This is a genomic window from Pseudomonas batumici (assembly GCF_036585405.1).
Taxonomy (GTDB): Bacteria; Pseudomonadota; Gammaproteobacteria; order Pseudomonadales; family Pseudomonadaceae; genus Aquipseudomonas; species Aquipseudomonas batumici.
Window position 1 is genome coordinate 1,801,300 of sequence record NZ_CP144470.1, and the last position, 23,018, is coordinate 1,824,317.

General features: G+C 63.3%; 21 protein-coding genes, 1 tRNA gene and 1 pseudogene. 8 read left to right on the forward strand and 15 right to left on the reverse strand.

The genetic code is table 11. The annotated features are described in order from the left end of the window. Positions 1-119 precede the first annotated feature (119 nt). The 5 genes and pseudogenes from NUH87_RS07945 to NUH87_RS07965 form a co-directional block, all read right to left on the reverse strand. Positions 120-3,238: pseudogene (locus NUH87_RS07945) on the reverse strand (efflux RND transporter permease subunit). After that, positions 3,235-4,458: an efflux RND transporter periplasmic adaptor subunit gene (locus NUH87_RS07950; protein WP_338525524.1), complete on the reverse strand. Its 1,224-nt coding sequence runs from the start codon at positions 4,456-4,458 to the stop codon at positions 3,235-3,237. The pseudogene NUH87_RS07945 and the gene NUH87_RS07950 overlap by 4 nt, the downstream one beginning before the upstream one ends. Next, complete coding sequence (locus NUH87_RS07955) at positions 4,455-5,720, reverse strand: TolC family protein (RefSeq protein ID WP_338525525.1); 1,266 nt, start codon at positions 5,718-5,720, stop codon at positions 4,455-4,457. Before NUH87_RS07955 ends, NUH87_RS07950 begins: the two co-directional genes overlap by 4 nt. Before the next feature lie 100 nt (positions 5,721-5,820). Beyond that, positions 5,821-6,162: a hypothetical protein gene (locus NUH87_RS07960; RefSeq protein WP_338525526.1), complete on the reverse strand. Its 342-nt coding sequence runs from the start codon at positions 6,160-6,162 to the stop codon at positions 5,821-5,823. A 97-nt stretch (positions 6,163-6,259) separates the two neighbouring features. Further along, complete coding sequence (locus tag NUH87_RS07965) at positions 6,260-6,682, reverse strand: hypothetical protein (protein WP_040063027.1); 423 nt, start codon at positions 6,680-6,682, stop codon at positions 6,260-6,262. A 310-nt stretch (positions 6,683-6,992) separates the two neighbouring features. Here NUH87_RS07965 and NUH87_RS07970 point away from each other — a divergent pair, with 310 nt between their 5' ends. Together NUH87_RS07970 and NUH87_RS07975 are read left to right on the forward strand one after the other, a co-directional pair. Further along, complete coding sequence (locus NUH87_RS07970; protein WP_338525527.1) at positions 6,993-7,736, forward strand: DJ-1/PfpI family protein; 744 nt, start codon at positions 6,993-6,995, stop codon at positions 7,734-7,736. Between the two features lie 57 nt (positions 7,737-7,793). Further along, positions 7,794-8,219 (forward strand): hypothetical protein, encoded by a 426-nt coding sequence (locus tag NUH87_RS07975; protein WP_040063031.1) that lies wholly within the window; start codon positions 7,794-7,796, stop codon positions 8,217-8,219. 52 nt (positions 8,220-8,271) lie between these two features. On the opposite strand, the gene ptrR is transcribed toward NUH87_RS07975, so the two are convergent. Then, positions 8,272-9,150, reverse strand: coding sequence for a putrescine utilization regulator PtrR (ptrR, locus tag NUH87_RS07980; protein WP_338525528.1), 879 nt, complete (start codon positions 9,148-9,150; stop codon positions 8,272-8,274). A 101-nt stretch (positions 9,151-9,251) separates the two neighbouring features. Here ptrR and NUH87_RS07985 point away from each other — a divergent pair, with 101 nt between their 5' ends. Further along, on the forward strand, positions 9,252-10,643 hold the full coding sequence (locus tag NUH87_RS07985; RefSeq protein ID WP_338525529.1) for an aldehyde dehydrogenase family protein: 1,392 nt from the start codon (positions 9,252-9,254) through the stop codon (positions 10,641-10,643). Between the two features lie 103 nt (positions 10,644-10,746). Here NUH87_RS07985 and NUH87_RS07990 read toward each other — a convergent pair. The 7 genes from NUH87_RS07990 to NUH87_RS08020 form a co-directional block, all read right to left on the reverse strand. Further along, positions 10,747-10,822 (reverse strand) — tRNA-Asn (locus NUH87_RS07990). 48 nt (positions 10,823-10,870) lie between these two features. Further along, positions 10,871-11,617, reverse strand: a complete 747-nt coding sequence (locus NUH87_RS07995; protein WP_338525530.1) for a DNA-binding domain-containing protein — start codon at positions 11,615-11,617, stop codon at positions 10,871-10,873. Beyond that, entirely contained in the window at positions 11,614-12,459 is an 846-nt protein-coding gene (locus NUH87_RS08000) for a DUF692 domain-containing protein (RefSeq protein ID WP_338525531.1), read from the reverse strand. The genes NUH87_RS07995 and NUH87_RS08000 overlap by 4 nt, the downstream gene beginning before the upstream one ends. 158 nt (positions 12,460-12,617) lie before the next feature. Then, positions 12,618-12,884 (reverse strand): hypothetical protein, encoded by a 267-nt coding sequence (locus tag NUH87_RS08005; RefSeq protein ID WP_338525532.1) that lies wholly within the window; start codon positions 12,882-12,884, stop codon positions 12,618-12,620. A gap of 58 nt (positions 12,885-12,942) precedes the next feature. Next, positions 12,943-13,707, reverse strand: coding sequence for an alpha/beta hydrolase (locus NUH87_RS08010; protein ID WP_338525533.1), 765 nt, complete (start codon positions 13,705-13,707; stop codon positions 12,943-12,945). A gap of 57 nt (positions 13,708-13,764) precedes the next feature. Next, a complete protein-coding gene (locus NUH87_RS08015; protein ID WP_338525534.1) occupies positions 13,765-14,202 on the reverse strand; it encodes a DoxX family protein in 438 nt (145 codons plus the stop codon). After that, positions 14,199-14,471: a DUF2282 domain-containing protein gene (locus NUH87_RS08020; RefSeq protein ID WP_338525535.1), complete on the reverse strand. Its 273-nt coding sequence runs from the start codon at positions 14,469-14,471 to the stop codon at positions 14,199-14,201. The genes NUH87_RS08015 and NUH87_RS08020 overlap by 4 nt, the downstream gene beginning before the upstream one ends. A gap of 293 nt (positions 14,472-14,764) precedes the next feature. Between NUH87_RS08020 and NUH87_RS08025 the strand changes: the two genes are divergently transcribed. The 4 genes from NUH87_RS08025 to NUH87_RS08040 are packed head-to-tail and all read left to right on the forward strand — an operon-like array spanning position 14,765 to position 17,743. Then, a complete protein-coding gene (locus NUH87_RS08025) occupies positions 14,765-15,988 on the forward strand; it encodes a SpoIIE family protein phosphatase (protein WP_338526758.1) in 1,224 nt (407 codons plus the stop codon). Beyond that, positions 15,981-16,550, forward strand: coding sequence for a SiaB family protein kinase (locus NUH87_RS08030; protein WP_052451034.1), 570 nt, complete (start codon positions 15,981-15,983; stop codon positions 16,548-16,550). The genes NUH87_RS08025 and NUH87_RS08030 overlap by 8 nt, the downstream gene beginning before the upstream one ends. Before the next feature lie 19 nt (positions 16,551-16,569). Further along, a complete protein-coding gene (locus NUH87_RS08035; protein ID WP_040063049.1) occupies positions 16,570-16,959 on the forward strand; it encodes a DUF1987 domain-containing protein in 390 nt (129 codons plus the stop codon). A gap of 22 nt (positions 16,960-16,981) precedes the next feature. Further along, positions 16,982-17,743, forward strand: a complete 762-nt coding sequence (locus NUH87_RS08040; protein ID WP_338525536.1) for a GGDEF domain-containing protein — start codon at positions 16,982-16,984, stop codon at positions 17,741-17,743. Between the two features lie 25 nt (positions 17,744-17,768). Here NUH87_RS08040 and NUH87_RS08045 read toward each other — a convergent pair whose 3' ends face one another. Continuing rightward, the gene (locus NUH87_RS08045) at positions 17,769-19,097 is read right to left on the reverse strand and encodes an OprD family porin (protein ID WP_338525537.1); all 1,329 of its coding nucleotides are present in this window, start codon (positions 19,095-19,097) and stop codon (positions 17,769-17,771) included. A gap of 345 nt (positions 19,098-19,442) precedes the next feature. Then, on the reverse strand, positions 19,443-20,639 hold the full coding sequence (locus tag NUH87_RS08050) for an amino acid aminotransferase (RefSeq protein ID WP_338525538.1): 1,197 nt from the start codon (positions 20,637-20,639) through the stop codon (positions 19,443-19,445). Between the two features lie 325 nt (positions 20,640-20,964). Between NUH87_RS08050 and uvrB the strand changes: the two genes are divergently transcribed. Next, positions 20,965-22,980 (forward strand): excinuclease ABC subunit UvrB, encoded by a 2,016-nt coding sequence (gene uvrB / locus NUH87_RS08055; RefSeq protein ID WP_040063055.1) that lies wholly within the window; start codon positions 20,965-20,967, stop codon positions 22,978-22,980. Positions 22,981-23,018 lie beyond the last annotated feature (38 nt).

The window sequence follows — 23,018 nt, forward strand, 5'->3', positions numbered from 1 at the left end:
AGGGATTCGACGCTCCGGGAATTTGATCCAGGCCAGTAAAGAGGAACAAAAAACTGGGGGGCGACCAGCAGCGTCCCCCCTTGTGGCGAGCGGGCTTGCCCGTTCGCCACAGATCTGATTTACCGCCGACGCTTCATCAACCAGTAGGCCGCCGGCAGCACCAGCATCGACAACAACGGCGCGGTGATCATGCCGCCGACCATCGGCGCGGCGATCCGCTTCATCACTTCGGAACCGGTGCCGCTGCCCCAGAGAATCGGCAGCAGGCCGGCGATGATCACCGCCACCGTCATCACCTTGGGCCGGACCCGCAAGACCGCTCCCTCGCCTATCGCTTCAAGCAAATCGCAGTCCTCCTCGCTTCCTGCGTCCTGGCGCGCCGTCCAGGCGTTCTTCAGATAGAGCAGCATGATCACGCCGAACTCCGCCGACACCCCGGCCAGGGCGATAAAGCCCACCCCCGTGGCCACCGACAGGTTGAAGTCCAGCAGGTAGAGCAACCAGACGCCGCCGGACAGCGCGAAAGGCAGGGTCAGCATGATCAGTCCCGCTTCGCTGAAACGCCCGAAGGTCAGGTAGAGCAGCACAAAAATGATCAGCAAGGTGGCCGGCACCACCCACATCAGCCGGGCATTGGCCCGCTCCAGGAACTCGTACTGCCCGGAATAGGAGACGGTCATCCCGGCCTTGAGCTTCACCTGCCGGGCCACCTGTTGCTGCAGGTCCCTGGCGGTCGAGGCCAGGTCGCGCCCACGGACATCCACATAGACCCAGCCCGACAGACGGCCGTTCTCGCTGCGCAGCATCGGCGGCCCCGCGCTCACGCCGATATCCGCCACCGCGCCAAGGGTGATCTGCTGCCCGCTGGCGGTGAGCATCGGCAAGCGCTGCAAGGCCTGCGGACTGTCCCGCCATTCCCGCGGGTAACGCAGGTTGATGGGATAACGGGCCACACCCTCGACCGTCTCCCCCACCGTGCTGCCACCCACCGCACCGGACACCACCGCTTGCACATCGGCAATGCTCAACCCATAGCGGGCCGCCGCGAGGCGGTTGATCCGGATATCCAGGTAGCTGCCCCCGGTCAAGCGCTCCGCCAGGGCCGAACTGACACCCGGGACCTGCTTGGCGACGGCTTCGACCTGGTGGGCGACCTCATCGATGTCAGCCAGGGAGGTGCCGGCCACCTTGACCCCGATCGGGCTCTTGATGCCCGTGGCGAGCATATCGATGCGGTTGCGGATCGGCGGGACCCAGAGGTTCGACAACCCCGGCACCTTGACCGCCTGGTCCAGCGCCTCGATCAGTTTCTCCGGGGTCATGCCGGCGCGCCATTGCTCACGGGGCTTGAACTTGATGGTGGTTTCGAACATCTCCAGGGGCGCCGGATCGGTGGCGCTTTCCGCCCGGCCGGACTTGCCGAAGACGTGCTCGACTTCCGGTACCGTGCGGATCATCCGGTTGGTCTGCTGCAACAGCTCGCCGGCCTTGCTCGCCGGCAATCCCGGCAGCGCCGACGGCATGTACAGCAGGTCGCCTTCATCCAGCGCCGGCATGAACTCGCCCCCCAACCGGGTCAAGGGCCAGAGACTGGAAAGGAAGATCAGCAGCGCCAGCATCAAGGTCAGTTTCGGCCATTTCAGCACCGCCGCCAGCAGGGGGCGATAGGCCGCGATCAGCCAGTGATTGAGCGGGTTCTGCTGCTCACTGGGAATATGACCGCGAATCCAGTAACCCATGAGCACCGGCACCAGGGTCACCGACAGCCCGCCGCCGCCGCCATCGAATAGGACTTGGTAAACGCCAGCGGGCCGAACAGCCGCCCCTCCTGGGCCTCCAGCGTGAATACCGGGAGGAACGACAGGGTGATGATCAGCAGGCTGAAAAACAGCGCCGGCCCGACCTCCGCCGCCGCATCGCCGATCACCCGCCAATGGGTTTCGCCTTGCAGCTTCTGGCCGGGATGGCGCAGTTGCCAGGCCTCGATATGCTTGTGGGCGTTCTCGATCATCACCACCGCCGCATCGACCATCGCCCCGATGGCAATGGCGATACCGCCCAGGGACATGATGTTGGCGTTGACGCCCTCGATGCGCATCACGATAAAGGCCATCAGCACCCCCAGCGGCAGGGTGATGATCGCCACCAGGGACGAGCGCCAGTGCCAGAGGAACAGCAGGCACACCAGCGCCACCACGCCGAACTCCTCCAGCAGTTTGAAGCTCAGGTTGTGCACGGCCCGGTCGATCAGTTGCGAACGGTCGTAGGTGGTGACCAGTTCGACCCCGGGCGGCAGGCTGCTGCGCAAGCTGTCGAGACGTGCTTTCACCGCCTGCAGGGTTTCGTCGGCGTTCTTGCCGGAGCGCAGGATCACCACGCCGCCGACCGTCTCGCCCTGGCCGTCCAGCTCGGCAAGGCCACGACGCATCTCCGGACCGATCTGGATCGTCGCCACCTGGCCGAGCAGGACCGGTACGCCTTGCACCGAGGTTTTCAACGGGATAGTGCGAAAGTCCTCCAGGGTCTTCAGGTAGCCCGAGGCCCGCACCATGTATTCGCGCTCGGCCAGTTCCAGCACCGAGCCGCCCGCCTCCTGGTTGGCGCTCTTCAGCGCGTCGCTGACCTGTTGCTGGGTAATGCCGTAGGCCACCATTTTCTGCGGATCGAGCAGCACCTGGTATTCCTTGACCATGCCGCCGATGGTGGCGACTTCGGCGACATTGGGCACGGTCTTGAGCTCGTACTTGAGGAACCAGTCCTGGATTCCGCGCAACTGCGCCAGGTCATGCTGGCCGCTGCGGTCCACCAGGGCGTATTGATAGATCCAGCCGACGCCGGTGGCATCCGGGCCGAGGCTGCTGGTGACGCCCTGGGGCAAACGGCCCTGGGCCTGGTTGAGGTATTCCAGCACCCGCGAACGGGCCCAGTACAGGTCGGTGCCGTCCTCGAAAATCACGTAGACGAAGGAGTCGCCGAAGAACGAGTAACCGCGCACGGTCTTCGCCCCGGGGACCGACAGCAAGGTGCTGGCCAGCGGATAGGTGATCTGGTTTTCGACGATCTGCGGCGCCTGCCCGGGAAAGCTGGTGCGAACGATCACCTGGGTGTCGGACAGGTCCGGCAGTGCATCGAGCGGTGTATTGCGCACCGACCAGATACCCCAGGCGACGATAAACAAGGTGGCCAGCAGGATCAGGAAGCGATTGCCGATGGACCAGTGGATCAGGCGTTTGATCATTTCATGCCCTCCATCGGCTCATCCCTTGGGGCGATGCCTTGCAGGCTGGCCTCCGAATCGAGTAGGAACTGTCCGGATGTCACCACTTTCTGGCCCTCGCTCAGCCCCTCGAGCACTTCGATATGCCCGGCGGACTCGCGCCCGATGCGAATCTCCCTGGGCTGATAACGGCCCTCGTCCTGCGCCAGCATCACCAGGGTACGTTTGCCGGTGCGGATCACCGCTTCGCTGGGCACCAGCAGGCTCGGGGTCGGATCGGGATCGGCAAGGCGCACGCTGGCGAACATGCCCGGACGCAGCTTGCCGTCAGGGTTGGGCAACTGGCTGCGCACCGTCAGGGTACGGTTCTGCGGATCGACGCTGGGCAATACCGCCACCACCCGCCCGGCCAATGTCTGTCCGGGATAGGCGGACAAGGCGACGGACACCGGGGCGCCTACCTGGACGGAGGCTGCCTGCGCCTCGGGGATCGCGCTGTCGAGCCAGACACTGCCCAGGCCGTTGATCCGCGCCAGGCTCATCCCGGCGGACACGCTCATCCCGGCACGCACGTCCAGGCTTTGCAGTTCGCCGGCAATCGGCGTGGACAGGGTCAGCACAGGACGCACCTGGCGGGTCTTCGCCACCTGGGCGATCACCGCCTCGGGCATGCCGAGCAATCGCAGGCGTTGGCGCGAGGCCTGGATCAAGCGGCTGTCGCCACTGGCAAGTACCGCGACGAACTCCAGTTGCGCGGCCGACCACTCGGGTATCAACAGATCCACCAGGGGCGCGCCGGCCGGCAGCACATCACCGGGGGCACGGTCGTAGACGCGCTCGACGAACCCCGCCGCACGGGCTTGCAGGTTGGCGATGTCACGCTGGTTGTAGCCCAGCGAACCGACGGCATCCAGCCCGCCGGGCAGGCGTTCACGCACCACCGAAGCCGTGCGCATGCCGAGGTTCTGGGCCAGTTGCGGCGACACTCTGACGGACGCTGTGTCCTCGGCGCCATCGGCATACTTGGGCACCAGTTGCATGTCCATGAACGGCGACTTGCCCGGCGCATTGAAATGCTGGGTCGGGTACATCGGATCGAACCAGTACAGCGCCGGGCGCTCCTGCTTGGCGGCATCGGCCGTAGCGGACATCGCGGTCCCGCCGTGACCGAGCCAGTAGCCCCCGGCAACACCCAGTCCCGCCAGCGCGAGGGTCAAAAGGGAGTAAGTGAGCGTCTTCATTTGAGGCCCTCGACATAGGCGTAATACAGGCTGGCGGACAGCTGGCTGAATTGACTCTGTTGGGTGATGGTGCGCAGCCGGGCCTCGATCAGTTCGCGGCGGACGGCGATGACTTCGTTCAGCGGGAGCTTGCCGGCCTTGTAGGACGCCAGCGAAAGTTCGGCGCGGCGCTCGGCCAGGGGAATCGACGACTGTTGCGAGCGCTCCAGGGCTTTCTTCAAGCGCTCAAGTTCGGCCAGCCCGCTTTCCAACTCGGCCTTGTGCTCACGCAACATGGCTTCCTGTTCGGCTTCCCGTTGCTCGACCGCATGCTGCCGGGCATTGATCCGCGGCCCCTGGCGGGAACCGCTGAACAGCGGCAGGTCGAAGGTGAATTGCAGCGACGCCATGTCGCCGCCGAACTGCCGGTCACGGTGGCCGTAGACCAGTTCGACGCCCCAGTCGGGTTTCTTCTGCGCGATGGCATCGGCCAGCTCGGCGTTGGCTTCGCTGACCCGGGCGGTGGCGGCCTGCAGGTCCGGATGCCGCCCCAGGGTGTGCTGGGTATGCGGCAGGATCGGCCCCCAGGTCGGTGGCCCGTCGGCCAAGGGTTGGTCGGCATCGGCGCCGATCCAGCGGCGCAGCTTGGCCCGGGCCATGGCGATATTCTGCAGCAGTTCGTCACGCCGGTCGGCCAGCGCCAGGGCTTCCTGATCGGCCTGGAGCAGATCGCCCGCCTGCGCGGTGCCGGCGGCAATACGCGACGGCGTGGTGCTGCGCAACAACGCGACCTGGTGATCCAGTTGATCGAAGTTTTTCACGCTGAGTTCGGCGTAATACACATTCAGCCAGGCCAGCGCGGTTTGCCGCTTGACCTCCAGCAGCGAAGCCCGGCGCTCGGCTTCGGCGACGTCCACGTTCGCCAGTGCCAGTTGCTTGCGAGCCAGGCGCTTGTCACCGTTGGGTACGTCCTGGCGCAGGCCGATCTGGCGCTCGGTCATGGAGTCGCCGTTGAAGGAATAACGCCCGGAGCCCTGGATGGGCAGGTCCTGGATCCCCAGCATCAGCTTGGGGTCGGGCAACGCATCGGCAGGACCGACCGAGGACTGTGCCGACTCGACCTGCGCCAGGCGCGCGAGGTTTTCGGGGGCGGTGTTTTCGGCCAGCTGCTGGGCCCGCTCGAAACTCAGCGGCTCGGCCCGGACGGCCACCAGCGGGCTGACGCCCAGGACAACAGCGATCACACCGGCCAATACGCGGTGTGGGGGAAGGAAAGCGAACATGCTTTCGTCTCCAATGCAGGATCGAAGCGACCGCTGCAAATAGCGGCCGCGATGGCCCCTACGCCGTTTTTCAGCGGCGTGCGGGGTTCGGATCAGGGCATCAGACGTAACGCGGAGGGCGCCAGAAAGTAGCCGGCTCGGGCTGGAGCACAGTTGGCGGTTGCAGGGTGAGCGGAAGAGGCGCAAGCGGGGTGAAGCTCTTGATCGTCAGGACCTGGAGCAGCCCACCGATCTTGCATTCCTCCCCCGACTTGCAGGACGACTTGGAGACAGCGCCGTGCTCCATGTCATTGCAGCAGGGAGAGTGGGTCATTTTCGACCCGGCGTGGTTCATCGACGGCATCGGACAAGGTTCGGCAAAAGACGCGGCCGCGGCCATGCTGCCGAAGATCGGCAGCATCAGGCTGAGCACCAGGGTCAAGATCAGCTGAAACCTGAACATCGAATACGCCAATGAAAGGGATTGCGCTAAAGGATAGGTTACTTAAGCGTCGACAGGTTAAGTGAATATTAATCTTCGTGGGAGCCTTGCCCACGCATCATTCCGAAACTGCCTGCAACACCCACCCGCCCTCTTGCTCCACGATCAGGCCGCAGGCCAGCAGCAGCGGACGCAACCGAACGTGCAACTCGGGCTTCACGAACTCATGCACCCTGGACAGCTCCAACGCACCGGGAATCTCCAGCTCGCTTTTGAAGTACGACAACCAGGCCTTCTTCAGCGCCAGGAGGACCTCGCTTGGGCTGGTCCGGGCGAACTGGCGGTTGACCCGCTTGCCCAGCTCGAACGTGTGCTGGAAGGCATAGCCGGTTTCGACGCCCGCGGCCTCCACGCAACGCAGGCATTTACAAGCCCCGTCGGCAAACGCCTGGAGCAGAAAGGCATTGAAGTCCGTCACCGGCTTGAGGGAGAGCCGCTTGTCGGTCTGAAACAAATCGTCCTGCTGTGCCATTTCCGCCATCGTGCCCTTCCTTAACAATAGGTTGCGACTGCCCGCAACCCTTTGGAGTCCCGGATAAAAAGCCGCGAAGTTAATCCCTTGACTCCCCGATGTCAAAGCAGCGGGCAACTCGCCCTTGTTGCCGACGAACAGACCTTGCTCCCCGATAACGCCGACTATGCTCCCCCAGACGTAGCGCTGCACGGCCTCGATCCCCACGGACAAGTTCCAGGATTCTGACGTACGGGCCGCGCCACGCCGACTAGCAGGAAGCTATACCACCCGACGACGCACACGCGTTCGTCGCGCGGTCTTCCCCAGGGAGGGAGCCATGTCCGCCTCTGAACGGTACCTGATCGGCATTCTGGTCTACGACGGTGTCGACCTGCTCGACCTGTCCGCGCCCTACGAACTGTTCAACTGGATGGCGCAGCTCGAACCGGACCTCAACCCCCAGGCACCGACCCGGGAAGTCCGCGTGATCTCGCTCGACGGCCCCTCTGTGATGACCCGGGACAAGTTGCCCTTGGGCGGCAATTTTCCATTGTTCAGCGAGCACACCGATCCGATCGACCTGCTCTGGGTGCCCGGTGGCGACCCGCGTGCACTGCAGCGCCTGATGCTCGACGACACGCGCATGGACTGGCTGCGGCAGCAAGGCGAGGCCGCGCACTTCGCCGTATCGGTCTGCGAAGGCGCGCTGCTGTCCGCCGCGGCCGGCTTGCTCGACGGTTACCGGGCCACGACGCACTGGGCGTTCCTGGCCTGCCTGAAGTTGTTTCCGCAGATCGAGGTGGTGCCCGGCTATCCGCGTTTTGAAATCGACCGGCAACGCATCACCGGCGGCGGCATTTCGTCGGGCCTGGATGAGGCCCTGAAAATCATCGAGCTGTTATCCAACAGGATCGTCGCCGAAACGGTGCAACTGACGATCCAGTACAACCCCCGTCCCCCCGTCAGCAGCGGTGACCCTTCGGTGGCCCGGCCACCGGTCTACAACCCCGGCGACGGCAGCACCTGCAGCTTTCCCGGCATGGCCGGGACCATCGCACAAGTGCTCGAACGCAAGGCATGACGCACACGCAGCACACCCACCCAGTCACTGGACAACACGGATAAGGAATCACCCATCATGCGCAATCCCTTTGCCGGCAAATGGACCTATAGAAGCTTTCTCAACGACCCGGCGTTGACCGACGGCGACCCGACGAAACTGGCGGCGCTGCTGTTCGCCGAAGGCGTGTGGCAAGTAGAGAACACCGCCGATCGGGAATTCATCGGCGAGCTGAGCTTCGGCCCGAACGCAGTCATGGACCTGAAAGGCGTCATCACCCCCGCATACGGCAGCTTCGCGGCCCACGTGCACATCGTCGGCAGCGGTCGCCCCGGCACCTCGACACAGGACTATTTCTACGACTATGACGGCTCACTGACCGAACATTGGCCCAACGGCGTGAACCAGGTGGCGGCCATCACCGGCTCGGTGATCCGGGTCAAGCCCCACAACGGCAAACCGGCCGGACTGGTCGCGTCCTTCATCGCGGTCAAGGCCGGCTAGACGGGACCCGGCCCGCCGCGCCAAGCCGCGTCGGGCCGGATCCCCAATCGTCTCAGCGCTCTTCGCGGACCACACCGCACTCCTCGAGCAAGCGCACAAACATGCTCAGGCTCTGCGACACCGTGCCCCGCCGCCACACCAGCCAGGTGCGCAAATAGCGCATGGACTCGGTCAACGGCCAGACACTCACGGTGCTGCAGCCGGGCATGCTCTCGAGCATGCTGCGGGGCATCAGCGCCAGGCCGGCGCCGGCGCTCACGCAAGCGAGCATGCCGTGATAGGACTCCATCTCGTGGATCTTGCCGGGCACCGCGCCGTCCTTGGCGAACCAGCTTTCGAAGTGGTGCCGATAGGAACAGTTGGCGCGAAACGCATAAATGCTCTCGCCGTTGACGGCTTGCGCCCGCTGGATGGGCGCATGCTGGAGCGGCGCGATCAGCACCATCTCTTCCTCGAACGCCGGTACCCCCTCCAGCGCCGGATGCAGCACCGGCCCGTCGACAAACGCGGCGACCAGGCGGCCGGACAGCACGCCATCGATCATGGTCCCGGACGGACCGGTGGACAGGTCCAGCTCGACCTTGGCATAGCGCTGGTTATACGCCGCCAGCAGTTGCGGAATACGCACCGCCGCCGTGCTCTCCAGCGAGCCCAGGGCAAAGGCGCCCTGCGGTTCTTCACCGGCCACGGTGGCCCGCGCCTCCTGAACCAGGTCGAGGATGCGCCGGGCATAATCGAGGAAACTCCAGCCCGCCGGTGACAGCCGCAGGCGACTCTTCTCGCGGATAAACAGATCCACCCCCAGATCCAGCTCCAACTGCTTGATCCGCGTGGTCAGGTTCGACGGCACCCGATGGATGTGCTGGGCGGCCGCACTGATGCTGCCGTGCTCGGCAACGGCCTTGAAGATCTCCAACTGGACCAGATCCAAGTCATTCTCCAATCGTGAACGATAGACTCACTATTATTCAGTTTCCAGAAAAGCAATGCCACCGTAATCTGAGACCGTTCCCACCCCAGCAGGACGGTGCCATGTCTTCGATTTCCAGCCTCACCCATGCCCTGTCGATCAACCCCGCCAACGGCGAACAGGTCGGCCACTACCCTTTCGAGTCAGAAGCGGCCCTGGATGCCGCCCTGGCCCGTGCCGCGGCCGGGTTCTCGCGCTGGCGGCGTACAGCGCTGGAGCAACGCTCGCAGTTGCTGATCGCCCTGGCCCAGGCCCTGCGCGACAACGCCACGGCGATGGCCGAGATGATCACCCTGGAGATGGGCAAGCCCGTCACCCAGGCCCGTGGGGAAATCGAGAAGTGTGCGCAACTCTGCCTGTGGTACGCCGAACACGGCCCCGCCATGCTCAGCGCCGAACCGACCCAGGTGGAAGGCGGCAAGGCGCGCATCGAGTATCGCCCGCTGGGTCCGATCCTCGCCGTGATGCCGTGGAACTTTCCGATCTGGCAGGTGCTGCGCGGCGCGGTGCCGACGCTGCTGGCCGGTAACACCTTCGTGCTCAAGCATGCGCCCAACGTCATGGGCAGCGCTTACCTGCTGCTGGACGCCTTCAAGCGTGCCGATTTCCCCGAAGGCGTCTTCGAAGTCATCAATGTCACCCCGGACGGCGTCTCCCGGGCCATTGCCGACCCGCGCATCGCCGCGGTCACCCTCACCGGCAGCGTGCGAGCCGGCATGGCCATCGGCGCGCAGGCCGGTGCGGCCTTGAAGAAGAGTGTATTGGAGCTGGGCGGCTCGGACCCCTTTATCGTGCTCAACGATGCCGACCTCGACGAAGCGGTCAAGGCCGCCGTGATCGGCCGCTACCAGAACACCGGGCAGGTCTGCGCGGCCGCCAAGCGGTTGATTGTCGAGCAAGGCGTCGTCGAAGCCTTCACCCACAAGTTCGTCGAAGCCACCCGCCGCTTGGTGGTCGGCGAGCCGATGTCCGCCGACACCTATATCGGTCCCATGGCCCGCTTCGATCTGCGTGACGAACTGGATCAACAGGTTCAGGACACCTTGGCACAAGGTGCGACGTTGTTGCTCGGCGGTAAAAAGGTCGAAGGCTCCGGCAACTTCTACGAGCCCACGGTATTGGCCGATGTCACCGACCAGATGACCTCGTTCAAGCAGGAGTTGTTCGGTCCAGTGGCGTCCATCATCACCGCACGGGATGCTGCCCATGCGCTGGAACTGGCCAATGACAGCGAGTTCGGGCTCACCGCAACCGTCTACACGGCCGATCTGGATCTGGCCCGCCAGCTGGCCGACGAGCTGGAAACCGGCGGCGTGTTCATCAACGGCTATAGCGCCAGCGACCCGCGCGTCAGCTTCGGCGGCGTGAAGAAAAGCGGTTTCGGGCGTGAACTGTCGCACTTCGGCGTACGCGAATTCTGCAACGCCCAGACGGTGTGGCTGGATCGTCGCTGAGGCGATCACGCAGCCTGGGGGCCTTGAGCCCCCGGGCCTGCAGGTGGCGAAGCTGAAAAACGCGCAAAAAAAAGCCTGCATCGCTGCAGGCTTTTCTTTTATCTGGCTCCACAACCTGGACTCGAACCAGGGACCCAGTGATTAACAGTCACTTGCTCTACCAACTGAGCTATTGCGGAATGGCGCCTATGTTACTGATATAAAAAGAGAAGTCAACCCCTGCCCGATCAGTCGACGGCGACGATCAGTTCCGCGGCCAGCCAACTGGCGAGCAGCGATCCGGCCTTGGCGACGCCTGCGGTTTCGCCGAGGCGTTCGACCAGCCATTCGCAGAGCTCGGCAAACCGGCCGTTCTCCCCCAGGTGCAGGAGTGCCTGGTGTTCCAGCGTATCGACGGGCCGCAGGCGCACGCTCAACTGTCGGCGCCAGACCAGCAGGCCCGCCGCCTCGGCCAGCCGCTCAGCAGCGGGCGGCGGCAGCCCTTCGCTGAGGGCCGACCAGATCGGCTCGGCGTTGGTGCCCAGGGCACGACTCCTGAGGGACGGGGTGAATCTCAGGCTGGCGGTTTCCCAATCGACACTCGCCAGTGCCTCTATCGACAGCGGCTCGGCATCGGCGGCCACGAACGATTCGTCGAGTGCCCACTCGATCCAGGCCAGTTCGTGCACCTCGGGGTTGTCGGGAAACAGCCGCGCCAGAGTCGCGCCAAACTCCCGCGGATAGGCATCCAGGGTCCAGGCGTGGGGCGGATACTGATCGATATGGCTGACCGCGGCGGCGAAAAAGGCCTCTGCACCGATCCATGCGCGGACCTGGGGAAAGGCCTCTTCAAGGCAGCCCACCAGTTGCGCACGATAGTTGTTCTGGTAGACCGACAAGCCAGCCCTCGCCGAGTCCCCCAGGTGGGTGGCCGCCTCCTCCGAGGCGCTGACCAGCCAGGTACGCAACGTCCGTTGCCATTGCGCCAGGTTCATACGCCACTCCGTGAGCAGGCCCGTCCATCGAGGGCACCGAGGGTGCGGGCGATCGCCAGTTCCTTGAGCAGATCGGCCAGCGGCGGGATCCGGTCATCGCGCTCGATCATGGTCGCCAGCGGGCCGAAGCGGTCTATCGCCACGCGGTACAGCGCCCAGACCTCGGCACGGATCGGGCTGTCATGGGTATCGATCAGCAATTCCTTGCCCTGGCTGTGGCCGGCCAAGTGGATCTGCCGCACCCGGTCGGTCGGCAGGCCATCGAGAAACGCCAGGGCGTCGAAGTGGTGATTGCTCGCGCTGACGAAGAGGTTATTGACGTCGAGCAGCAGCTCGCAGCCGGTGCGCTTGGACATGGCGGCGATAAATTCCCACTCGGTCATCGAAGCGCCGCCGAAGGCCAGGTAACTGGAAGGGTTTTCAAAGAGCATGGTGCGGCCCAGGACATCCTGGGCCCGGGAAATATTTGCGCAGACGAGATCCAGGGCCTCGTTGGTATAGGGCACGGGCAGCAGGTCATGGGCATTGAAGTGATCGATGCGCGACCAGCTCAGGTGGTCGGACACGAACACGGGTTCGATCTCGTCGACCAGTGCCTTCAAGCGATGCAGGTAAGCGGAGTCAAGCCCGTCCGCCGAACCGACGGACATCGAGACACCGTGCAGCGCAACCGGATAACGCTCGCGGATCTGGCGCAGGATATGCCGCGGTTGACCACCGTCGACCATGAAGTTCTCCGAGATCACCTCGACAAAATCGACCGGGACCCGGGTCTCCAGGAAATCCCGATAGTGCTCCTTGCGCAGGCCCAGGCCATAGCCCGAGAAAATGGAAGTGGACATCGCGCGTCCTCGGTTTGAGAGAAGGAATACCGTCTTGCAAACACCACGGAACCTGTAGGAGTCGAGCTTGCTCGCGAAGGGGCCAGTGAGAGCGCCAAGAGCTTCGTCGGAACGCCGCCCGGACCAAGCCCAGCTCCTACAGGGACGGTGCCCTGCCCTTACTTCGGCTCGGTCAGGGTGCCGCCGGCCTTGAGGCATTCACTCGGGGTCTTGACGATGACGCCCTGTCCCTTGCAGCTGTTCAGTCCCTTGCAGTCGTTCTTGGCGGTGGCGCAGAGGCTTTCGCCCTTGCAACTGTTGACGCCGTAGCAGCGGCCCGGCTGCTCTTTCTCGGCGGCACTGGCCGATACGGCAAAGGAAGCGGACGCCAGTGCGATCAGCGCGGCGGCGGTGGCAATGCTCAAACGGGATGCGGTGGTAGCCATGATGTTTCTCCAGGTTCAGTCAGGGTGACAGCAGTGATGATTCAGATTCGGATGGGCGTTACTTGACGTTCAACGCGGCCTGCTCGATGACTTTCGCCACCGCTTCGGGCTGCGAGATGTACAGCGTGTGGCTGCCCTTGATCTCGGTCACGATGGAACCGGCGCGCTTGTACATCCAGCGCTGCAGATCCGGGTTCAGGGCCTTGTCTTCAGTGGCGACAATCCCGTAGCTGGGTTTCTCATGCCAGGCCGCGCCCCAGTTCTGCGCGCCGAAAGTGGCGCTGCTGGCCGGCACTTGCGAGGCCGCGAGGAAGTCGGTGCGATTGGTGGTCTGGTCGGCGGCGAAGTCTTCGGCGAACTTGGCGCGGTCGACGAACAGGTGCCCGTCACGGGTGGCGTGGATGTCATTGCTCGGCGACGGCATGGAACCCAGCAACTGGTTCAGGCTCTCGCCCAACTCCGGTTGCAGCGCGGCGACATACACCAGCGCCTTGACCTTGTCGCGCTCGCCGGCAATGCCGATGACCTCACCGCCGGAGCTGTGGCCGACCAGCACCACCGGACCGACCTGCTGGTCGAGGATTTCACGGGTGGCGGCGACGTCCTCATCCAGGTTCGTGGCCGGCTGGTGCACCACGGTGACCTTGTAGCCCTTGTGGATCAGGATGTCGTGAACGACCCGCCAGCCCGATCCGTCGACGAAGGAGCCGTGGACGATGACGATGTTTTTCGCGCCGGTGGGCGGCGTCGCATCGGCGGCGCCGGCAAACATCGGTGTGGCCAGGGCCAGTGCGGTCAGGGCCAGGGTTGCAATCTTGCGCATGGTATTTCCCCACAGGCCACCAGGGCCTGATGTGATGGTTGAACATTCGTGGTGGCGTTACGAACGTTGGCGTCGTAACAGCGCATCGAGCGACCAATGACCGCCGCCATAAGCGATCAGTGGCAACAGCAGGCCGGCCCAGGTCAGGTGCGTCGGCCAGGCATCGGGATAAACGAAGATCTCGATGACCAGGGTCATTCCCAGCAGTGCGGCGGCGGCCGGTCGTGTCAGCAGGCCCAGCACCAGCAGGATCGGAAACAGGTGCTCGGCATAGGTCGCCAGGTGCGCCGCCAGGTCGGACGGGATCAACGGCAACAAGTACTCCGAACGGAACAGCACGTAGGTCGACGGCTTGATCGTCAGCAGGCCTTGCACCTTGGTGCGCCCCGAGAGAAAGAACACCGAAGCGATCCCCAGGCGCGCCACCAACAGCAACAGGGGCTCGGACAGCAGGCGCATCAGGCCGGCAGTCGCGCCGCTGTTGCCGCGACTCATGGCTGCTCCGTCAGGGAGCCAACACCCTTGGGCGTCTTGATCTGGATGCAGGTGCCCTTGTCCACCAGCACCCAGGCATTACCCTGGTAGTCCGCCTCGGCGGTACCGGCGCAGGACGTGCCCTTGCCGGCGGCGCAGTCGTTCTGGCCAGCCTTGGACACGCCGTAGCATTTTTCCTTGGGGCTCTCATCGGCGGCATGGGCGGTGCTGGCGAGGACCGTCAGCGAGAGTGCGAGGGTGGCGGCAAGGGCCGCGTAGGGGCGCTTCATGGACATCTCCCGATCAACAATGGATGGAGCGAACCGGCAGCGTCGTGGGCTGCGTTGTTCGACCCGCAAAGTTAATCGCGAGCGTGTATCCCTTCTGTGTCCTGGAACCGGGAGAGAAGTCGCGGGATGTATCCGCCACCCGCTCGTACACACTGTGATACACGGTCTGGCATCCATGGAAACCGCAACGGCGCGAGACCGCAAGCCGTCATATAAGCTTCATATTGCGCAGATAGCATTGTGCCTTCACCTTGCCCGGCGACCCCAGCATGCACGCAGAAAACTTCCCCTTTATGCGTCCACAGCGGCCCAGAGATCATCGCTGCGCAGGTGATTTATGCATTGAAGTCCCGGCGATCGACTCCAGCAGCACCAATGCCCTAGTGATGGAAACCTTCACCTCGCGCAAGGAAATCGCCTGCCTGGCGGTGCTGGAAGACGAGCGCCCGATCGGCCTGATCAACCGCAATATCTTCCTGTCGATGATGAGCAAGCCGTTTCATCGCGAGCTGTACGACAAGAAAAGCTGCATTGCCTTCATGGACAAGGAGCCGTTGATCGTCGATGCCGGAATGAGCATTGAAGAATTGACCTTCAAGACCGTGGAGTTTGGCGAAAAGACCCTGGCGGACGGTTTTATCATCACCCGCGACGGCCAATTCGCCGGATTGGGCAACGGCCTGCAACTGATGGAAGTGGTTGCGGCCATGCAGGCCGAGAAAAATCGCCAGATCATGCAGAGCATCGAGTACGCGAGCGTTATCCAGCGCGCCATGCTGCGCGCCTCTCGGGACACCCTGAAGTCGACCCTCGACGATGCCGTGCTGTTGTGGGAGCCGCGCGATGTCGTCGGTGGCGACTTCTATCATTTCTGCGCCTACCCCGATGGCTGGTTCGGGGCGATTGCCGACTGTACCGGGCATGGCGTTCCCGGCGCCTTCATGACCCTGATCGCTTCCTCCTCGCTGACCCAGGCACTGGTCCAGCTCGGCCCCCGTGATCCCGGAGCGCTGTTGTCGGCGGTGAACAAAAGCGTCAAGGAACTGCTGGGACAGGTCCAGGGTGTCGATGAAACCCCCGAGTCCGACGATGGCCTGGATGCCGCTTTCTTCTGGTTCGACAGCGCCAGCCAGACCCTGAGTTTTGCCGGCGCGCGCATGTCGCTCTACCTCCTGCCACCTGACGCCCAACAGCTGGAAACCCTGGCGGGCCAACGCGTGGGCGTCGGCTACGTGGACAGCGACATCGACTACCAATGGCCGGTGAGCCGAGTGACGATGGCGCCGGCCAGCCTGGTGTTCATTGCCACCGACGGCTTGACCGACCAGATCGGCGGCCCGCGCAACATTGCCTTCGGCAAGAGCAAGGCCTTCGACACGATACTGGAACACCGCAATCAGCCAGCGACCGTCATCTGCGAAGCCCTGCAACGCACGCTGGCCAATTGGCAGGGAGAGCAAGCCCGGCGTGACGACCTCACCCTCTTCTGCGCGCGTCTTGGAAACGATCATGATTAACTCAAATGCTGCTCACTCCGACTGCCACTTCTTCGACCTGGCCCAACAGCGCAACGTGATTTTCTATCACATGGGTTATTTCTCCCACACCATCATCACCGCGATGGCCGAGGTGGTCAGGCTGCAACTGGAAATCTCGGGTGTGAATGGGCCGACGCGACGCAAGTTGTTTTCATCCTTCGTCGAACTGTCGCAGAACATCATTCACTACTCCTCCGACTCGCTGCCCACCGACCCTTGCGAAGACTCGTCGTTGCGCCAGGGCGCGGTGTGCATCAGCGCAGAGGGTGATCGCCACCTGATGCTCTGTGCCAACCCGATCGCCACCAGCGACGTCGACCGTCTGCGGGAAAAACTCGAACCCCTGCGCAACATGTCGCTCGAGGAGATCAAGCAGGCCTACAAAGTGACCTTGCGCGCGGAAACCCCCGAGGGCAGCAAGGGCGCGGGCCTGGGTTTCCTGACGATGGCGCGCGACGCCTGCGCGCCGCTGGAATTCGATTTCTACCCGAGAGCGGACGACCCGGGAACCACGCTGTTCTGCCTTAAAGCCACTATCTAAGTAGAGGGACGCAATCGCCATGGATAATTTCTACGTTGAAGCAACCGCCACATCACCGGAAGTCGACTTTCGTTTCGATCAGAATCTGCTGACGATAAAAGGCGAGTCCTACCCGGAAAATGCCGCTGCCTTCTATACCCCCGTCCTCCAGCAACTGCGCAGCTACCTCGCCACCCGCGAGGACACCACCATCACCACCCATATCGCGCTGGCCTATTTCAACAGCTCCAGCACCAAGATGCTGTTCAGCATTTTCGATGCGCTGGACAAGGCCGCTCAATCGGGTAACGAGATGCAGGTGAACTGGTACCACGATGAAGAAGACGAAACGATTTTCGAGTTCGGTGAAGAGCTGAAGGCCGACTTTACCGCCATCACCTTCAACGACCACGCAACGACTCTGCAATGAGTCCCCGAGAAGGATGATGAGCATGACTGCTTCAGTCACTTCCGCCGGCGCACAGGATGACGCGGTACCCGACCTGTTCAGAAGCGAAACTGACGCCCTTGAACACGCCCGTTCGATTCTGGCCCTGACTGAAGCTGACGCCCCGGTGTACCAGCAGGCACTCGGCGACCTGACCGTGCACTTCGAACGGCTGATGCGCGAGACGCGCCGCCTGATACGGCGCAGCGACCGTGCCGAGCGCGAAATGAATACCCTCAACGCCCAGTTGCAAACCCTGGCCCGCCAACTCGAATACCGCGCCACCCACGATGCGCTGACCGACGTGCTGAACCGTGGCGCGATCATTGACCTGACCGTGCAAGCCTTGCAGAAGACCGGTGCGGTGATGGTGGTGCTGGACATCGACCACTTCAAGCAGATCAACGACGAGTTCGGCCATCCCGCGGGCGACGCGGTGATTCAAGGCATCGTCGGCTGCTTGCGCCGGGCGGTGGGCAATGCGGGATTCATTGGCCGCGTGGGCGGCGAGGAATTTACCGTACTGATTCCCGCCGGCACGCTCGAGGAAGGCCTCAGCCTGGCCGAAACCCTGCGTGACAGCATTGCCTCGCATGTCTTCGGGCAGCCGGTCAACCGGCGGATCACCGCGAGTTTCGGGGTCAGCGCCAGCCCCATGGGCACCGGTTTCGACAGCGCCTATGGCTTGGCGGATGCCGCCCTGTATCAGGCCAAGCGCGCGGGCAGGAATCGCGTGGAGGCGGCGCGGACAGACGCCGAGGCCTGACCGCCCCTCCTCTTCCCACCCCTGATCAGAAGATCGAGATAGGGTAATCGGCGATCAGACGCAGTTCGTTGTTGTCGCCTTCAGGCTGGTCGGCGTTGGCACGGTGGAACGACTGGCGCAGACGCAGCGACAGATCCTTCACCGGACCGCTTTGCACGACGTACTTGGCTTCGAAGTCGGTCTCGTGGTGCCTGCCATCGGCGCCGTAGTGCAGTTGGTTATAGGCGCTGTCCGCCGCCATCCGGGTGCCGTTGATATCGTCACCGTAGATATAGCGGGTCATGAAGCTCAGGCCCGGCACCCCATAACTCAGCATGTTCAGGTCGTAGCGCGCCTGCCAGGACTTCTCGCCCGGGCCGTTGAAGTCCGAGTACTGCACGGAGTTGGCCAGCATGATCGAGTCGCCACCATCGCCCGGGCCGTTGGTGCCGAAGCCGACATAGTCGAACGGCGTGTCGCCGTGGATCTTCTGGAACGCCAGGGTCAGGGTATGCGCCGTCAGGAAGGTGTAGGCGGTGGCGAAGGAGAACGCGGTGTTGTTGATCGGCCCGGCCTTGGCTGCCCCCTCGTCATTGGTCCGGTACAGGTTGAAGTCGAAGTTCAGCGACTGCCCCGGCGAGATCCCCAGGGTGTAGTTGCCGTTGGTGTAGTACTGGCGCCAGACGTCTTCGAACTCGGAACCGTAGAGGGTGAAGTTGAGGTTGTCGTTGACCTTGTACTTGCCGCCGAGGTAGTTGACGGCGCTGGTGGTCACGTTGGCGTACGTGGCATACAGCGAATGATCGTTGCTGGTGGAGACCACCCCGGTACCACTGGTGAAGTGCCCGGCTTCCAGGTCCAGGTCCTTGATCTCGCTGCTGAGCAGGTTGAAGCCGGTGGCGGTTTGCGGAATCAGGCGGGTACCGCCGGCGGCGAAGACCGGCGCGGTCGGTTGCATATCGCCGTAGAGCAACTCGGTCTTGGAAATCCGCATCTTGACCGCGCCGCCGGCCTTGGCGTAATCGTCCTCGGGCTCGCCGCTGCGGCTCACCGGCAGGTTACCGGTACCGGCCGTGCCCGCGCCGGCATCGAGCTTGATGCCCCAGTAACCGAAGGCGTCCACGCCAAAGCCGACAGTGCCCTGGGTGAAACCGGAGCTGTAGTTGCCGAAGATGCCCTGGGTCCAGTCCTTCTTGTCCGCCGGACCGTTTTTCACGTCACGGTCGAAGTACTGGTTCTTCAGATGCAGGTTGAGGCTGCTGTCCTCGACGAACCCCTTGGCCTCGTCCTGATCCGTGACCGTGGTCGCCATGGCGGCCTGGGCCACGCCCAGCGAGACCGCCAGCGTCAGGAAGTTGAGTTTGGTCGATATCATTGTTATTCCCCTGGTTAATAATGTTTCACCCTCTTGTCAGTGCGAACGGCGGCGCACGCGCCGTCCTCCGCGCGAAGGGGTGGAAACGTAAAACGGTGAAGGGCAGGAAGTGCCCGAGGGCAAGGACAATCTTCGAAATATCGAAGGAAGTGGCGGATGGATCATTATTGTAATTGCCGCCACCTATATATATTTTTTTGCTCGCTGCCTTGATGAACACTGAATTAACCGGCAGTGAAACTTTCTTCACCGAGTTTTAAGTTGCCGCTCATGTTTCTCCAGGCGAAAAAAAAGACCTGCATCGCTGCAGGTCTTTTTCATGACGCCAAGGCATTACCGGTCAGGTCAGATCACCTGGATGATCGCCTTCACCACGGCCTCGATATTGCGCTGGTTCAACGACGCCACGCAGATACGACCGGTATCCAGCGCGTAGATGCCGAACTCGCTTTTCAGGCGGGCCACTTGCTCGACGGTCAGGCCGGAGTAGGAGAACATCCCGCGCTGGCGACCGACGAAGCTGAAGTCACGCTTGGCGCCGTGCTGGGCCAGCAGGTCGACCATCTGCATGCGCATGCCGCGAATGCGCAGGCGCATTTCCGCCAGTTCCGCTTCCCACTGGGCGCGCAGCTCAGGGCTGTTCAACACTGCCGCGACAATGCTCGCACCATGGGTCGGCGGGTTGGAGTAGTTGGTGCGGATCACGCGCTTGACCTGGGACAGGACACGGGCGGACTCTTCCTTCGATTCGCTGACGATCGACAGTGCGCCGACACGCTCGCCATACAGCGAGAACGACTTGGAGAACGAGCTGGAGACGAAGAAGGTCAGGCCCGACTCGGCGAACAGGCGCACGGCGGCGGCGTCTTCATCGATGCCATCACCAAAGCCCTGGTAAGCCATGTCGAGGAACGGCACCAGGTCCTTGGACTTGACCACGTTCAGCACGTCTTGCCAGTCGGCCGGAGTCAGGTCGACACCGGTCGGGTTGTGGCAGCAGGCGTGCAGCACGACGATGGACTTGGCCGGCAGCGCGTTGAGGTCTTCCAGCAGACCGGCACGGTTCACACCGTTGCTCGCGGCATCGTAGTAACGATAGTTCTGCACCGGGAAACCGGCGGTTTCGAACAGCGCGCGGTGGTTCTCCCAGCTCGGGTCACTGATGGCCACGGTGGCGTTCGGCAGCAGTTGCTTGAGGAAGTCGGCACCGATTTTCAGCGCGCCGGTACCGCCGACCGCCTGGGTGGTGAGGACACGACCGGAAGCGATCAGCGGCGAGTCCTGACCGAACAACAGGGTCTGCACGGCCTTGTCGTAGGCGGCAATCCCGTCGATCGGCAAGTAGCCACGGGAAGCATGCTGAGCCGCGCGCTGGGTCTCGGCTTCGATAACGGCCCGCAACAGTGGAATTTTCCCACTTTCGTCACAGTAAACACCAACACCCAGATTGACCTTGTCAGTACGGGTATCGGCATTGAATGCTTCGTTGAGGCCCAGGATAGGATCGCGTGGTGCCATTTCGACAGCGGAGAACAGGCTCATTATTGCGGCGGCTCTGAATGGAGGATGGAGGGGGTGACAACGCTCCAGCCGATTGCACTAGAGCGGTGCACAAACGGGGAGCTAGTATAGAGGCCATCACCGGTCAGGGCGACCGACTATTGTCGGAATCCGACAAGTTTTTTGATTTATTTGCGGCACGCCCGTCCAATTGCAACAAGGTGTCTGGGTTAGGATTGCCTTGAAAGCTGTCGTACCAAGCACCATATCCAGCATTATCATGGTTTTTCCCTACGACATCGGTCGTAAGAGACCCTTTCTCGTTTTTGCCGTGACTGTCAGGCGGGAACGAACCCAGAGGTAGGTTATGTCCGAATTCCAGCTCGTCACCCGCTTCCAGCCCGCCGGCGACCAGCCCGAAGCCATTCGTCAGATGGTCGAGGGCATCGAAGCCGGCCTGGCTCACCAGACCCTGCTCGGGGTGACCGGCTCGGGCAAGACCTTCAGCATCGCCAACGTCATCGCCCAGGTGCAACGGCCCACCTTGGTGCTGGCGCCGAACAAGACCCTGGCCGCGCAGTTGTACGGCGAGTTCAAGGCGTTTTTCCCGAACAACGCCGTGGAGTATTTCGTTTCCTACTACGACTACTACCAGCCGGAAGCCTACGTGCCCTCCTCCGATACCTTTATCGAGAAGGATGCGTCGATCAACGACCATATCGAACAGATGCGCCTGTCGGCGACCAAGGCGCTGCTGGAGCGCAAGGACGCCATCATCGTCACCACGGTGTCCTGCATCTATGGCCTGGGCAGCCCGGAAACCTACCTGAAGATGGTCCTGCACGTGGACCGTGGCGACAAGCTCGACCAGCGCGCCCTGCTGCGCCGCCTGGCCGACCTGCAATACACCCGCAACGACATGGACTTCGCCCGGGCGACCTTCCGGGTGCGCGGCGACGTGATCGACGTCTACCCGGCCGAATCCGACCTGGAAGCGATCCGGATCGAGCTGTTCGACGACGAAGTGGAAAGCCTCTCGGCCTTCGACCCGCTGACCGGCGAGGTGATCCGCAAGCTGCCGCGCTTTACCTTCTATCCGAAAAGCCACTACGTGACGCCGCGGGAAACCCTGCTCGATGCCATCGACGGGATCAAGGAGGAGCTCAAGGAGCGCCTGGACTACCTGCGCGACAACAACAAGCTGGTGGAAGCCCAGCGCCTGGAGCAGCGCACCCGCTTCGACCTGGAAATGATCCTCGAGCTGGGTTACTGCAACGGCATCGAAAACTACTCGCGCTACCTCTCGGGCCGCGCCTCCGGCGAAGCACCGCCGACCCTTTACGACTACCTGCCGGCGGATGCGCTGCTGGTGATCGACGAATCCCACGTCAGCGTTCCGCAAGTCGGCGCCATGTACAAGGGCGACCGCTCGCGCAAGGAAACCCTGGTGGAATACGGTTTCCGCCTGCCCTCGGCGCTGGACAACCGGCCGATGCGCTTCGACGAGTGGGAAGCGGTCAGCCCGCAGACCATTTTCGTCTCCGCCACCCCCGGCAACTACGAAGCCGAACACGCCGGCCGGGTCGTCGAGCAGGTGGTTCGCCCCACCGGCCTGGTGGACCCGCAGGTGGAGGTCCGCCCGGCGCTGACCCAGGTCGACGACCTGCTCTCGGAAATCAACAAGCGGGTGGCGCTGGAAGAGCGCGTGCTGGTCACCACCCTGACCAAGCGCATGGCCGAGGACCTCACCGACTACCTCGCCGACCACGGCGTGCGGGTGCGCTACCTGCACTCGGACATCGACACCGTGGAACGGGTGGAAATCATCCGCGACCTGCGCCTGGGCACCTTCGATGTGCTGGTGGGGATCAACCTGCTGCGCGAGGGCCTGGACATGCCCGAGGTGTCGCTGGTGGCCATCCTCGATGCGGACAAGGAAGGCTTCCTGCGTTCCGAGCGCTCGCTGATCCAGACCATCGGCCGGGCGGCGCGTAACCTCAACGGCCGGGCGATTCTCTACGCGGACCGCATCACCGGCTCCATGGAACGGGCGATCGGCGAGACCGAGCGCCGGCGCGACAAGCAGATCGCCTTCAACCTGGCCAATGGCATCACGCCCAAAGGCGTGTTCAAGGATGTCGCCGACATCATGGAAGGCGCCACCGTGCCCGGCTCGCGCAGCAAGAAGCGCAAGGGCATGGCCAAGGCCGCCGAGGAAAGCGCCCGCTACGAAAACGAACTGCGCTCGCCGAGCGAGATCGCCAAGCGTATTCGCCAGCTGGAAGAGAAGATGTACCAGTTGGCCCGCGACCTGGAATTCGAGGCGGCGGCGCAGATGCGCGACGAGGTCGCCAAGTTGCGTGAACGCCTGCTGACCGTATAGATCTGGAGCACACCGCAAGCGATGTGGGAGCGGAGCTT

What these genes read in the sequence shown, in the direction of transcription:
- NUH87_RS07950 (WP_338525524.1), bottom strand. Translation starts at nt 4,458, where the DNA reads ATGAAGACGCTCACTTACTCCCTTTTGACCCTCGCGCTGGCGGGACTG.
- NUH87_RS07955 (WP_338525525.1), bottom strand. Translation starts at nt 5,720, where the DNA reads ATGTTCGCTTTCCTTCCCCCACACCGCGTATTGGCCGGTGTGATCGCT.
- NUH87_RS07960 (WP_338525526.1), bottom strand. Translation starts at nt 6,162, where the DNA reads ATGTTCAGGTTTCAGCTGATCTTGACCCTGGTGCTCAGCCTGATGCTG.
- NUH87_RS07965 (WP_040063027.1), bottom strand. Translation starts at nt 6,682, where the DNA reads ATGGCGGAAATGGCACAGCAGGACGATTTGTTTCAGACCGACAAGCGG.
- NUH87_RS07970 (WP_338525527.1), top strand. Translation starts at nt 6,993, where the DNA reads ATGTCCGCCTCTGAACGGTACCTGATCGGCATTCTGGTCTACGACGGT.
- NUH87_RS07975 (WP_040063031.1), top strand. Translation starts at nt 7,794, where the DNA reads ATGCGCAATCCCTTTGCCGGCAAATGGACCTATAGAAGCTTTCTCAAC.
- NUH87_RS07985 (WP_338525529.1), top strand. Translation starts at nt 9,252, where the DNA reads ATGTCTTCGATTTCCAGCCTCACCCATGCCCTGTCGATCAACCCCGCC.
- NUH87_RS07995 (WP_338525530.1), bottom strand. Translation starts at nt 11,617, where the DNA reads ATGAACCTGGCGCAATGGCAACGGACGTTGCGTACCTGGCTGGTCAGC.
- NUH87_RS08000 (WP_338525531.1), bottom strand. Translation starts at nt 12,459, where the DNA reads ATGTCCACTTCCATTTTCTCGGGCTATGGCCTGGGCCTGCGCAAGGAG.
- NUH87_RS08005 (WP_338525532.1), bottom strand. Translation starts at nt 12,884, where the DNA reads ATGGCTACCACCGCATCCCGTTTGAGCATTGCCACCGCCGCCGCGCTG.
- NUH87_RS08010 (WP_338525533.1), bottom strand. Translation starts at nt 13,707, where the DNA reads ATGCGCAAGATTGCAACCCTGGCCCTGACCGCACTGGCCCTGGCCACA.
- NUH87_RS08015 (WP_338525534.1), bottom strand. Translation starts at nt 14,202, where the DNA reads ATGAGTCGCGGCAACAGCGGCGCGACTGCCGGCCTGATGCGCCTGCTG.
- NUH87_RS08020 (WP_338525535.1), bottom strand. Translation starts at nt 14,471, where the DNA reads ATGAAGCGCCCCTACGCGGCCCTTGCCGCCACCCTCGCACTCTCGCTG.
- NUH87_RS08025 (WP_338526758.1), top strand. Translation starts at nt 14,765, where the DNA reads ATGCGTCCACAGCGGCCCAGAGATCATCGCTGCGCAGGTGATTTATGC.
- NUH87_RS08030 (WP_052451034.1), top strand. Translation starts at nt 15,981, where the DNA reads ATGATTAACTCAAATGCTGCTCACTCCGACTGCCACTTCTTCGACCTG.
- NUH87_RS08035 (WP_040063049.1), top strand. Translation starts at nt 16,570, where the DNA reads ATGGATAATTTCTACGTTGAAGCAACCGCCACATCACCGGAAGTCGAC.
- NUH87_RS08040 (WP_338525536.1), top strand. Translation starts at nt 16,982, where the DNA reads ATGACTGCTTCAGTCACTTCCGCCGGCGCACAGGATGACGCGGTACCC.
- NUH87_RS08045 (WP_338525537.1), bottom strand. Translation starts at nt 19,097, where the DNA reads ATGATATCGACCAAACTCAACTTCCTGACGCTGGCGGTCTCGCTGGGC.
- NUH87_RS08050 (WP_338525538.1), bottom strand. Translation starts at nt 20,639, where the DNA reads ATGAGCCTGTTCTCCGCTGTCGAAATGGCACCACGCGATCCTATCCTG.
- uvrB (WP_040063055.1), top strand. Translation starts at nt 20,965, where the DNA reads ATGTCCGAATTCCAGCTCGTCACCCGCTTCCAGCCCGCCGGCGACCAG.